This window comes from Paenibacillus sp. RU5M (assembly GCF_900221055.1).
In the GTDB taxonomy this organism is placed as follows: domain Bacteria; phylum Bacillota; class Bacilli; order Paenibacillales; family Paenibacillaceae; genus Paenibacillus; species Paenibacillus marchantiae.
This window is the reverse complement of sequence record NZ_OBQM01000007.1, coordinates 61,142-73,802: the sequence shown is the minus strand read 5'-3', so window position 1 is coordinate 73,802 and position 12,661 is coordinate 61,142. Positions and strand designations below refer to the sequence as shown.

Annotated in this window: 9 protein-coding genes; all 9 read left to right on the top strand. The window is 47.2% G+C overall.

All coding sequences use genetic code 11. From position 1 onward, the window contains the following. Window positions 1–106: 106 nt before the first annotated feature. The 9 genes from bshC to murF all read left to right on the top strand — a co-directional run bounded on the left by bshC (window position 107) and on the right by murF (window position 12,656). Entirely contained in the window at window positions 107–1,738 is a 1,632-nt protein-coding gene (bshC, locus tag CRO25_RS20005) for a bacillithiol biosynthesis cysteine-adding enzyme BshC (protein WP_064636428.1), read from the top strand. 45 nt (window positions 1,739–1,783) lie between these two features. Then, a complete protein-coding gene (locus tag CRO25_RS20000; RefSeq protein WP_063566994.1) occupies window positions 1,784–3,049 on the top strand; it encodes an adenosylhomocysteinase in 1,266 nt (421 codons plus the stop codon). 275 nt (window positions 3,050–3,324) lie between these two features. Then, entirely contained in the window at window positions 3,325–3,762 is a 438-nt protein-coding gene (gene mraZ / locus CRO25_RS19995; RefSeq protein WP_017687291.1) for a division/cell wall cluster transcriptional repressor MraZ, read from the top strand. An 18-nt stretch (window positions 3,763–3,780) separates the two neighbouring features. After that, window positions 3,781–4,731 carry a 16S rRNA (cytosine(1402)-N(4))-methyltransferase RsmH gene (rsmH, locus tag CRO25_RS19990; protein ID WP_079696193.1) on the top strand — a complete coding sequence of 317 codons (951 nt, stop codon included), beginning with the start codon at window positions 3,781–3,783 and terminating at the stop codon, window positions 4,729–4,731. A 27-nt stretch (window positions 4,732–4,758) separates the two neighbouring features. Then, window positions 4,759–5,187 carry a hypothetical protein gene (locus CRO25_RS19985; RefSeq protein ID WP_072734486.1) on the top strand — a complete coding sequence of 143 codons (429 nt, stop codon included), beginning with the start codon at window positions 4,759–4,761 and terminating at the stop codon, window positions 5,185–5,187. Between the two features lie 50 nt (window positions 5,188–5,237). Continuing rightward, the gene (locus CRO25_RS19980; protein WP_079696192.1) at window positions 5,238–7,568 is read left to right on the top strand and encodes a penicillin-binding transpeptidase domain-containing protein; all 2,331 of its coding nucleotides are present in this window, start codon (window positions 5,238–5,240) and stop codon (window positions 7,566–7,568) included. Window positions 7,569–7,661: 93 nt separating this feature from the next. After that, window positions 7,662–9,626 (top strand): stage V sporulation protein D, encoded by a 1,965-nt coding sequence (locus CRO25_RS19975; protein ID WP_053781224.1) that lies wholly within the window; start codon window positions 7,662–7,664, stop codon window positions 9,624–9,626. A gap of 130 nt (window positions 9,627–9,756) precedes the next feature. Then, window positions 9,757–11,244, top strand: coding sequence for a UDP-N-acetylmuramoyl-L-alanyl-D-glutamate--2,6-diaminopimelate ligase (locus CRO25_RS19970; RefSeq protein WP_063566989.1), 1,488 nt, complete (start codon window positions 9,757–9,759; stop codon window positions 11,242–11,244). Continuing rightward, window positions 11,244–12,656 carry a UDP-N-acetylmuramoyl-tripeptide--D-alanyl-D-alanine ligase gene (murF, locus tag CRO25_RS19965; RefSeq protein WP_079696346.1) on the top strand — a complete coding sequence of 471 codons (1,413 nt, stop codon included), beginning with the start codon at window positions 11,244–11,246 and terminating at the stop codon, window positions 12,654–12,656. The genes CRO25_RS19970 and murF overlap by 1 nt, the downstream gene beginning before the upstream one ends. The last annotated feature ends 5 nt before the right edge of the window (window positions 12,657–12,661 follow it).

Sequence of the window (12,661 nt, the reverse complement as noted above, 5' to 3'; positions counted from 1 at the left end):
TTGTTCGGCGGTTTTTTATTTTTTGATGCACTTTCTTTTGACGAAGAGGGCTCTCATTCGGTACAATCAAGAAAGGCTCTTTGAAGCAGAATAGGAGGCAGACCTCATGAAAGGTATTACCGAGGCACTCCGCAGCGGAACGCGACTTGCAGAAGACTATGTCTGTTCAAGGGATGCTGCGCGTGGCCTTTACCAATATGACATTCGCTGGGAATCGGGGCTTCATACGCGTGCCGAGTGGCTAGACCAATCGGAGAACACACGTATTCCTCGTCAACATCTGGCAGAGTATCTACGTATATATAATAAACGGGTGAACGATCATGGTGCAGTCCATGAATCCATCACACGTCTCGCGGAACAAGAAGCGTTGGTTGTTACGGGAGGACAGCAAAGCGGCCTGCTTACAGGTCCGTTGTTTGTAATTTATAAAGCAGCAAGTGTAGTTGCAGCTGCGCGGGAAGCGGAGAACAGGCTACAACGGCCGGTCGTTCCCGTTTTTTGGATTGCAGGCGAAGACCATGACTGGGATGAAGTGAACCACACATACTTGCCTGACGCCAACGGTGACATGACGAAGATCAAGTTACAAGGGCGGTTTGCAGGCAGGGATTCTGTGAGTTATGTCCATGTGGAAACAGAACAATGGATGACCGTGCTGAAGCAGGTGGAGCATCTGTTACCGGATACGGTGCACAAACCTGGTTTGATGAAGCTGGTTACGGAAATTCATCAGTCGAGTTCGAATCTGAGTGATGCGTTTGCTCGGTTAATCTCAGCATTGTTTGGCAGCAGTGGACTTATTCTAATGGATGCTGCAGATCCAGACTTGCGCAGGCTTGAGCAGCCTGTATTTGAGCGTTTGATTCGTGAAAATGGGACATTACGCCAAGCATATGCACAAGGTGCCTCCGCATTGGAACAAGCCGGATATGCCATGCCAGCTGAAGTCGCGGAAGATGGGGCCAATCTGTTTTACATACATGAAGGGGCACGGTTGCTTCTGATGTTGAAAGACGGCTTGTACAGCGACCGTAAAGGTCTGGTTTCATTTACAGAAGAGCGACTGCTTCAGGAACTGGCTGAACATCCCGAGCGGTTTAGCAACAATGTATTGACCCGGCCATTGATGCAAGATTCCATTTTACCTGTAGCGGCTGTTATCTTAGGTCAAGGTGAGATCGCGTACTGGGGATTGACACGTGAAGCGTTTGGCCGGTTTGGGCTGCAGATGCCTATCTTGCTTCCACGTCTGTCCTTTACCATTTTGGAAGATGTTCATCACAAGCATATGAAGCAGTACGGTCTTTCTTTCCAGGACGTTCAATATCATATGGAAGATAAGAAGGAACAATGGCTGGCACAGCAGGAGACCTTCCAGGTCGATGAACAATTCGAGCGCGTTCAGCAAGCATTTGCCGATCTATATCGTCCATTACTTGATCAGATCACAGAGATCCATCCTGGTCTGGACCGAATTGGAGATACCAATGTAGGTAAGATCAGCGAACAGATGCAATATCTGCAACAGCAGACCCACAAAGCCATCAAAGATAAACACAATGTGAGTCTAAGACACTGGAACGGGATGCAAAACTCACTCTTTCCCATGAACAAACCACAGGAACGAGTACATAACGTACTCTTTTACCTGAACCGTTATGGAACCGAGTGGATCGGACAACTGATTGAAAGTCAGAACGAATTCCGTGGACAACACCAAGTGATCACATTGTAGTGACCTTTTATAATAGAAGGAATAGATAATCGAGGAGGATGAGGAATGACTACCCCTGCATTGCAAAACAGTATCGTTAAGGATATGGGACTCGCTTCGGAAGGTCATCTGAAAATTGATTGGGTAGAAGCACATATGCCGGTGTTAAACCGCATTCGTCGCCAATTTGAACAGGATCTTCCGTTTAAAGGTTTGAAAGTAGCCATTTGCCTTCACCTTGAGGCCAAAACAGCTTACCTGGCGAAAGTCATTCAAGCTGGTGGTGCAGAAGTGACGATTACACACAGCAACCCATTGTCAACACAGGACGATGTTTGTGCTGCTCTGGTGGAAGACGGCGTTACTGTGTATGCCAAACATAATCCGGACCCTGTTGAGTTCAAAGAACTGCAACTTCGTGCACTTGAAGTGAAACCTGATCTGATCATTGATGACGGTGGAGACTTTGCCACTATCATTGCATCTGAACGTCCTGACCTAGCTGCCACCATTCGTGGTGGAGCAGAGGAAACGACAACGGGCATCATTCGTTTGAAAGCTTTGGCGAAAGAAGGACAATTGCGTTTCCCAATGGTTGCAGTCAATGACGCTTATTGCAAATACTTGTTTGATAACCGTTACGGTACAGGTCAGTCTGCATTCGATGGTATCATCCGTACAACTAATCTGGTCGTTGCAGGAAAGAACGTAGTTGTAGTGGGTTATGGATGGTGTGGTAAAGGTGTAGCGATGCGTGCCAAAGGGCTCGGAGCAAATGTCATCGTAACTGAAATTGATCCTATTAAAGCCGTAGAAGCACATATGGACGGATTCCGTGTCATGACGATGGTAGAAGCTGCAAAATTGGGTGATTTCTTCATCGCTGTTACCGGCAATAAAGATGTGATTACTGGAGAGCATTACGATGTGATGAAGGATGGAGCAATTCTTAGCAATGCGGGTCACTTTGACGTGGAAGTAAACAAACCTGAACTTGCTAAACGTTCCGATTCGATTCGTACCGTACGCCGAAACATTGAAGAATATCGCTTCAAAGATGGCCGTAAGATGTATTTGCTGGCTGAAGGACGCCTCGTAAACCTGGGTGCAGCCGATGGACACCCTGCTGAGATTATGGATACAACGTTTGCATTGCAAGCGCTGGGTCTGCGTTATGTGAGCGAGAACTATGCGGAATTGGGTAAAACCGTTGTTAATGTACCTTATGACATTGACCAACAGGTTGCCAGTTACAAACTAGAAAGCTTGAATATTGCCATCGACTCTTTGTCCGCCGAGCAGGAAAAATATCTGGACAGCTGGAAATTCTAAGAGGCATCCATTAATTACAAGCTGATTAAGTGCTTCAAAGGGTTTAAAATGGTTTATTAATGATATGGCTCATATGCGGGTGTACGTGCGATTGCCCGTAAACGGGAAACGTCTTTGATCCTGAGTGACAGGATCAAAGACGTTTTTTTGCGGTTGGAAATTAAAAAAAAGTAAAGCCCGTAAGAAGGGTTTTGATTTTTTTGTGCGAATCTATTATGCTTAGGTGGTGGAAAGTGGGGCAAAGTGGGAGAAACGGGTGAGGAGTGAGTGGGCCAATGTTTATGGGGGAGTTCCAACATAGCATTGATGACAAGGGTCGGGTTATTATTCCGGCTAAATTCCGCGAATCTCTGGGACCGTCTTTCGTTGTCACACGGGGTTTGGACCAGTGTCTTTTCGTGTACCCCATGGAGGAGTGGGGGGTCATGGAACAGAAGCTCAAAGCACTGCCGCTGATGAAATCCGATGCACGTGCGTTTACCCGGTTTTTTTTCTCGGGTGCCACCGAATGTGAATTGGACAAACAGGGCAGGGTAAATTTGCCGGGCAATCTTAGAGAGTATGCCAAGCTGGACAAGGATTGCGTTGTTCTTGGCGTGTCGAACCGGGTGGAGATTTGGAGCAAAGGCATATGGGAGAGTTATTTCAATCAATCCGAAGAAGCATTCAACGACATTGCCGAAAAGCTGGTCGATTTTAATTTTGATCTATAAAGTCAGGAGGGGTGCAGGTTGTTTCACCACATAACCGTACTCAAAGAAGAGGCAACAGAGGGATTAAACATCAAGCAGGACGGTATATACGTGGACTGCACTTTAGGCGGTGGCGGACATAGCTCCGTGATTGCATCCAAGCTCGGTCCAGGGGGACGTCTGATCGCACTGGATCAGGATGATTGGGCTTTGGATAACGCGCGTGAAAAATTGGCTCCATATGGAGAGCGGATTACATTGGTGAAAACCAATTTCCGTGATCTCGAACAGGTACTGAAAGAACTGGATGTACCGATGAAAGATGGCGTGCCACAGGTAGATGGCATTTTGTACGATTTGGGGGTATCATCGCCGCAATTTGACGAAGGAGAACGTGGATTTAGCTACAATCACGATGCTCCGTTGGATATGCGTATGGATCAGGACGCATCTCTTACCGCCAAAGAGATTGTTAACGAATGGCCGGAAGAGGAGATTGCCCGCATTTTGTATCGCTATGGTGAAGAGAAATTCTCTAGACGAATTGCGCGTGTCATTATTGAAAAGAGGAAGCAATCCACTATTGAGACTACTGGCGAACTGGTGGAATTGATCAAAGAAGGGATTCCGGCGGCGGCTCGTCGTACCGGAGGACATCCTGCAAAACGCAGCTTCCAGGCATTGCGAATTGCGGTTAATGATGAGCTGGGCGCGTTCGAAGAAGCGTTACATCAGGCCGTTCGGTGCTTGGCACCAGGCGGACGTGTATCTGTTATTACTTTTCACTCACTTGAGGACCGAATTTGCAAACAGATTCTTAGCAGTTATCTGGAGAAATGTACATGCCCTCCCGATTTTCCGTTGTGTGTTTGCGGCGGTAAGGGTACCATGCGTTTAGTGAACAGAAAGCCGCTGATTCCAACGGAAACGGAACTGGCCGAAAACTCCCGTGCTCGTTCAGCGAAGCTGCGCGTAGCCGAGAAACTGTAAATCAAGAGCGGAGGAGAGAGTCGGAGTATGGCATATACACGTGGTAATCTGGCAGTGAAAGAAAAAGCGTCCCAAGAACGTGTGACCCAGCAGCGGTACAAGGAAACCACCAAAGTGGTAACCCGTCGTACCGGTCTTCCGGCACGCGAGAAATTTTTGTATTTGATTACTCTGGTCGCAGTCATTGTTGTGGGTGGTGTAATGATGTCGCGTTACGCTCACATCTATGATCTGAATAAGCAGGCACAGACGACGTTGTCTGACGTGAGAAAAGCAGAGAAAACGATTGCAGATCTGCAAGTGGAAAAAGAAAAACTGAACAATCTGGTCATCGAGAATGCTCGCAAACTTGGTTACGTTGAGGCTTCCGGCAAGGATGTCATTTTTGTACCTCGCTCAACAAGTACAACGAACTCGACAGGTACTGAATCGTCCTCGGATACAGCAAATAAGTAGAACATTTTGTATCAATCCATACAAAGTGCTGAAGCAAAAGAGGTGTACCGATGGTAAAAAGAATAAAGATGCGCACGCTGCTTATAGGGGGATGTATTACCCTCTTTTTTCTTGTATTAATAACCCGCATATTCTTTATTCAGGTTGTTAATGGCGGTATTTGGCAGGAGCGAGCAGCTGGTTTGGTCGAACGTGAACAAACCATCAAGGCCAGTCGCGGGACAATCACAGACCGCAATGGTAACATCCTGGCCACAGATGCACCTGCTTACACGGTATCTGTAAACCCGGAGATGATTAATAAACTTGGGATTGAAGATGTGGTTATTAACAAATTATCTAGTTTATTGGGTAAAAGCGAGAGTGAAATGCGCGCACTTGTAACAGCCAAAAAGAAAGATGGGACATTCTTTCAACAACGTGAAGTGCGCAGTGAAGGGTATAAAATTAGCCCTGAACTCGCTGCTAAAGTAGACGAATTTCGCGAAAAACTTCAGGATGACTACAAGGCTAAAAACGCGATTGTCATGACACAGGAGTCGAAGCGATTTTATCCAGAAGAAACGCTCGCCTCTCATCTGCTGGGATACATGAGCCGTGATGGCAAAGCGGTTAACGGACTTGAAGTCTCCTATGATGAACAGCTTACAGGTACAGATGGTTATCTGAACTACCAGAAAGATGCCAAAGGGTACAAGCTGCCCGATTCCCAGGACAACTATCTTCCACCGCAGAATGGAAGTAACTTGAAGCTGACGATTGATGATACAATTCAGTACTACATCGAAGATGCAATGAAAGAAGCGGTAGCCCAGTACAATCCACTGAGCATGACTGTTATTGCAGCAGATCCCAATACGATGGAGATTCTTGGTATGGCCAATTGGCCGACCTTTAATCCTAATACGTATGGGGAAACGCCGGATCAGAAAAATTTTATCAACCATGCGATACAATCCATCTATGAACCAGGGTCTACTTTTAAAATTGTTACTCTGGCGGGTGCGGTTGAAGAGAAGCTGTTTGATCCGAATGCTACGTTTGAATCCAAGCGAGTCTATATCGGTGGCTACCCAATTAGTGATAACGGTCACGCCTATGGCCGGATTTCCTACTTGGAAGGTGTTAAACGTTCAAGTAACATTGCGTTTGTTAATCTGGGCTATAACATGCTTGGCGGTGAACGTTTACGTCATTACATAGACCAATTCGGTTTTGGTAAAAAGACGGGCATTGATCTGCCGAGTGAATCGGCTTCACCAATCAAGCCGCTGGTTTATAAATCGGAAATTGCCACAGCAGCATATGGTCATGGTCTTGTACAGGTAACGCCAATCCAGCAGGTAGCAGCCATTTCGGCCATTGCCAACGGTGGCAAACTTATGGAACCGCATCTGGTAAAGGAAATTATTAACCCGAATGACGGTACATCAGAAGTAATCAAGCCGAAGGTCGTTCGTCAGGTCATTTCCAAGGAATCTTCCAAACTGGTGAGCGGGTATCTGGAACAGGTTGTAGCAGACCAAACGATTGGTACAGGGCGCAATGCTTATATCGAAGGATACCGTGTGGCTGGTAAAACGGGTACAGCAAGAAAAGTTGTGAATGGGACATACAGTAAATCCAAAGACGTCGTTTCGTTTATCGGATTTGCACCTGTAAATAATCCCAAAATCGCGATGTTAATTGTGATTGACCAGCCTGATGGTTCCAATATTGGCGGAGGTACTGCAGCTGCTCCGGTATTCAAGAAGATTGTGAGCCAGACCCTTCAATACATGGGAGTTCCCAAAGATACAGTAAAGACCACTGACAAAAAGTCAAAAACAACGCCGGTCGTTCAATCTAAAGCTCCTGATCTGTCAGGAAAGACAGCCAAACAGGCTAGAAGCCAACTTTTGAACGCAGGAATTGCCTATGAGACGCTTGGTCAGGGTGAAAATGTCATTCGCCAGTATCCTGTGGCGGGTGCAGCCATGAATCCTGGCCAACGAATCTACCTTTTGACCGAAGAGAGCAGCAAAATGAAGATCCCTGATCTGACTGGCGAATCTCTACGAGATGCACTTGAAGTGCTCTCCCTCATGAAAGTGAGCGTAACCGTTAAAGGTGAAGGATATGTGGTGAAGCAAACGGAGCAGGTGGCAGGCGAACAGAGAACGGTTGAGCTTGTGCTGCAGACGGCCAAAGCGGCAGTTACCGGTATAGCAGATGAAGCTCCCGAGTCTTCTGATCCAGCATTAGGGGACGAGACTATCAATCAGGGAGCAGCTGATGGAACGGGGAACACCGAAGAAACGGGCAAAACGGATACTACAAATCCACCTTCAAATGAGACAAAATCGTCTGGTAACACTTCGGACGGGGCTTCGCTTCCATAGAGATCACAGACAGCTTGTTCTAACCCCCGGTTGTCCTGAATATTCATGAATTGAACACAATCATGATTTTGGGACGAGTGGGGGGATCTTTTCGTGAAGGGGTCAAGCGTAAATCTGCGGCGCAGGTTGTTATGGAGTTTAGTGATTTTAGTTCTGTTATTCTCAGCCTTGGTGATCAGGCTTGCTTATGTACAGTTAGGGAAAGGACCGGAACTATCTGCGAAAGCGGAAGAGTCTTGGCGGCGGAATATTCCTTATTCAGCCAAACGGGGAGAGATCTTGGATCGAAATGGAACCTCTCTCGCCTACAATATAACCACACCAACCATTATGGCGATTCCTGCCCAGGTCAAGGAAGCGGAGACAACAGCAAGAGCACTGGCTCCTTTGCTGGGGATGACCGAAGAGAAAGTGCTGGCAACCATCAAGAAAAGAGAACTAATTGTACGACTACAACCCGGTGGCCGCAAAATTACGATGGAGAAAGCTCAGCACATCCGTGATTTGAAGCTTCCGGGTATCGTTGTTGCTGAGGATAATAAACGCTTTTATCCTTATGATGATCTGGCGGCTCATATTCTTGGTTTTACGGGTATTGATAATCAGGGCTTAACGGGTGTGGAGAAAAAGTATGATGATAAACTGAACGGTTTGAATGGCAGTGTGTCCTACTTGTCCGATGCGGCCGGAAGGCTTATGCCGGGCTCATCTGAGAAGTATGTGGAACCGAAGGATGGTCTGAACCTGAAGCTGACTATTGATAAATCGATTCAGTCCATCATGGAACGCGAGCTGGATCAGGCTATGGTCAAGTTCCAGGCCAACTCGGCGCTTGCCATTGCAATGAACCCTAAGACGGGTGAAATCCTTGGCATGGCCAGTAGACCCGGATACGAACCAGCCGATTATCAGCAATATCCGGCCGATGTATACAACCGGAATTTACCGATCTGGATGACGTACGAACCGGGTTCAACGTTTAAAATTATTACGCTCGCAGCAGCACTTGAAGAGAAAAAAGTAAATCTGACGCAGGATCAGTTCTATGATCCCGGATTTGTTGAAGTTGGAGGCGCTCGCCTGCGTTGCTGGAAAAAGGGCGGCCATGGAAGTCAGACCTTCCTCCAAGTCGTGGAGAACTCCTGCAACCCTGGATTTGTTGCACTGGGTCAGAGGCTGGGCAAAGAATCATTATTCTCCTATATTAAAGACTTCGGTTTTGGCACCAAAACAGGCATAGATCTGAGTGGTGAGGCCAGCGGGATTCTGTTCAAACTGTCACGGGTCGGTCCTGTGGAGCTTGCGACCACTGCTTTTGGTCAAGGGGTATCCGTTACGCCGATTCAGCAAGTAGCGGCTGTGTCAGCAGCTATTAATGGTGGTAAACTATACAAGCCATATGTTACAAAGGCTTGGGTTCATCCCGAAACGGGTGAAGTGATGGAAGAGGCCAAGCCGGAACTGGTTCGTCAAGTCATCTCGGAAGATACGTCCAAGCAAGTACGTGAAGCACTTGAGAGTGTCGTCGCCAAGGGTACGGGACGTCCAGCGTTTATTGATGGATACCGGGTTGGCGGAAAAACGGGTACGGCCCAGAAGGTAATCAATGGACGTTACTCCTCTACCGAGCATATTGTATCCTTTATCGGTTTTGCTCCAGCGGATGATCCGCAGATTGTTGTGTATACTGCGGTGGATAACCCGAAAGGAATTCAGTTCGGCGGCGTGGTTGCCGCACCGATCGTACAGAACATTCTGGAGGATGCGCTGCATTATATGAATGTTCCGGTTCGAAAGGATCAGGTAGCCAAAGAATACAAGTATGGAGAGACCAAAATCGTGACGGTTCCCGATCTGACAGGAGCTACGGTCGAAGACCTGTATGAGGATCTGAATATGAACTTTATGCTGGCCAAATCCGGCAGTGGGAAATATGTCATTAACCAGGCTCCAAAGCCAGGAGCACGGGTTGATCAGGGTTCTACTATACGAATCTATATGGGTGATGTTCTGAATGATATTCATGATCATACCAAGGAGGAAGGACAAGAGCCCTGATGGGGCTCTTGATCCCCACCGCAACAAAATGCACTGAGTTGCGTTTCATTAATTGGCTGTGTTTACGATATTAATGATTACAGAGAACTGTTGAAATTGAAGTAAACTTGGAAAAAGTGAGGTTATTCATGTGCTTTTAAAACAACTTTCATCAATGCTAACAACCGCCCGTGTCATTGGCGAACCAAATACAGAATGTCAAAACCTACAGACAGATTCTCGCCAGGTACAACCGGGAGATCTGTTTATCTGTCTTCCAGGACATACGGTTGACGGACATAACTATGCTGAGAAGGCTGTAAACGCTGGGGCTGTCGCTCTGGTTGTGGAACGAGAGCTGGATCTGCCTGTTCCGCAGTTGCTGGTAAAAGACAGCCGTTTCGCCATGGCTGTACTGGCAGATTCCTTTTTTGACTCGCCAAGCCGCAAGATGAATATGATTGGTGTAACGGGAACCAACGGAAAAACAACGACTACCTATTTAATTGAAAAAATCATGAGTGACTTTGGTCAAAAAACAGGATTAATCGGGACCATTCAAATGCGCTATGACGGGCGCACATACCCGATGTCAGGTACTACACCGGAAGCACTTGATCTACAGCGCAGTCTGAATGATATGGTTCAAGCAGGCACGGACTGTTGTGTTATGGAAGTTTCATCCCACGCTTTGGAGCAAGGTCGGGTGAAGGGGACGGAATTCCGTACGGCTGTATTTACCAATTTGACGCAGGATCATCTGGATTACCATCATTCCATGGAAGAATATCGTGGAGCGAAAGGACTGTTCTTTGCACGGTTGGGTAACGGATATACCGAGGATGCTTCCAAGCGCAAATTTGCAGTAATCAACGCAGATGATCCCGCTGCAGCTTACTTTATATCTGTAACGGCAGCTGAAGTCATTACATACGGCATGGAGGAAAATGCGGATGTACGCGCATCCCAGATTTCAATTACCTCGCAGGGGACTTCTTTCCATGTAGACACATTCAGAGGCAGCACTGATATTCGTTTACGGATGGTAGGCAAATTCAATGTGTACAACGCAATGGCTGCCATCGCTGCCGCTCTGGTTGAAGACATTCCGCTGGAGGAGATCAAACGTAGTTTGGAGACGGTACCTGGCGTAGATGGACGTGTTGAGGCTGTTGACGAAGGACAGCCGTTTGCAGTCATTGTTGACTATGCTCATACCCCAGATGGCCTGGAGAACGTATTGCGGACGGTGAAGGAATTTGCTGAAGGCCGTGTGATCTGCGTATTTGGATGTGGTGGTGACCGAGATCGTACGAAGCGGCCTCTAATGGGTAAAATTGCAGCGAAGTATAGCGATATCGTATTTGTTACTTCCGATAATCCGCGGACAGAAGATCCCGATCTGATTCTCAAGGATATTGAACAGGGCTTGATTGAAGATGCCATTCAACCTGACCGTTATACGATGATTGTGGATCGGCGCCAGGCGATTCATGAAGCTATTGAAATGGCAAGCCCTGCCGATGTAGTATTGATTGCGGGCAAGGGGCATGAGACCTATCAAATCATCGGCACAACCAAGACGGACTTTGACGATCGGATCATAGCGAAAGAAGCGATAAGGGGCAAATCCAATTGATAAAAAGAACATTGGCACAATTGGCCGAGATGTGTGGAGGAACACTAACTGACATTGCTGCTTATGGTGATGTTGGTGTTGAAGGTGTATTTACAGATTCGCGTAAGCCCGTTCAAGGCAGTCTCTTTATCCCGCTTGTTGGCGAAAGGTTTGACGGACATGAATTTGTGCAAACCTGTGTAGAGAAGGGCGCTGCCGGAGCTTTATGGCAAAAGGATCATGGAGCTGCACCTCAAGGTGCTGTGATTATTGTGGAGGATACCCTGGTTGCATTGCAGGAGCTTGCGTCCTCCTATTTAAAAGAAAACAAGGCCTCCGTTGTAGGCATTACAGGCAGCAATGGTAAAACAACAACAAAGGACATTGTGGATGCCATTCTGTCTACCACGTTCAAAGTGCATAAGACCCAAGGCAATTTCAATAATCATATTGGTTTGCCGCTTACCGTACTTAGCATGGAACCAGACACTGAGATCGTAATTCTGGAGATGGGCATGAGTGGCCGAGGAGAGATTGAAGAATTATCTTTAATTGCCCAGCCGGATGTCGCAATCATCACGAATATTGGTGAATCCCATCTACTTCAACTGGGATCTCGATTGGAGATTGCTCGGGCAAAAGTTGAAATTGCTGCTGGCATGAAACCAGGTGGATTGCTGATATACAACGGCGACGAACCGTTGATTGAGCAGGTTCTGGCGGAGCCAGCGACTAAGCTGCCTGAAGGACTTCAACGGTATACATTTGGCTTGCAGACGGATAACGATGATTATCCTACTGGAATTATGAATGCACAGAGTGGGGTTGCGTTTACAACCAAGCAGTCTGGAGAGGATGCTCTTACACTGCCATTATTGGGGACACATAATGTGGTCAACTGTCTTGCTGCATTAGCGGTTGCCCGTCATTTTGGAGTGGCTGCTGAACAGATTGTAGCAGGACTGTCACGTCTGAAATTAACCGGCATGCGCATCGAGATTATTAACGGGGTCAGTGGTTTGACCATGCTCAATGATGCTTACAACGCTAGTCCAACCTCCATGAAAGCCGCTGTGGATGTGCTGGAGGGCCTTAAGGGGTATCGGATCAAAGTTGCCGTGCTCGGTGATATGCTAGAACTAGGGCCTCAGGAGCATGAGCTCCATCGGGGAATCGGTGAATATATTACACCCGACAAAATGAATATGGTGCTGGCTTATGGCCCTTTATCTGCGAGTATCGCAGAAGGAGCAAGACAAAACATGCCAGCAGAAGCCGTACACACTTTTGAGAGCAAGGAAGAATTGACCCGATATCTACTGAAGAATCTCCAATCCAGAGATGTTGTCTTGTTTAAGGCCTCCCGAGGCATGAAGCTTGAGGATGTGGTCGAAGCGCTAAAAATAGCTCCATTACAGAATAGAGTAGACTAGAGGGG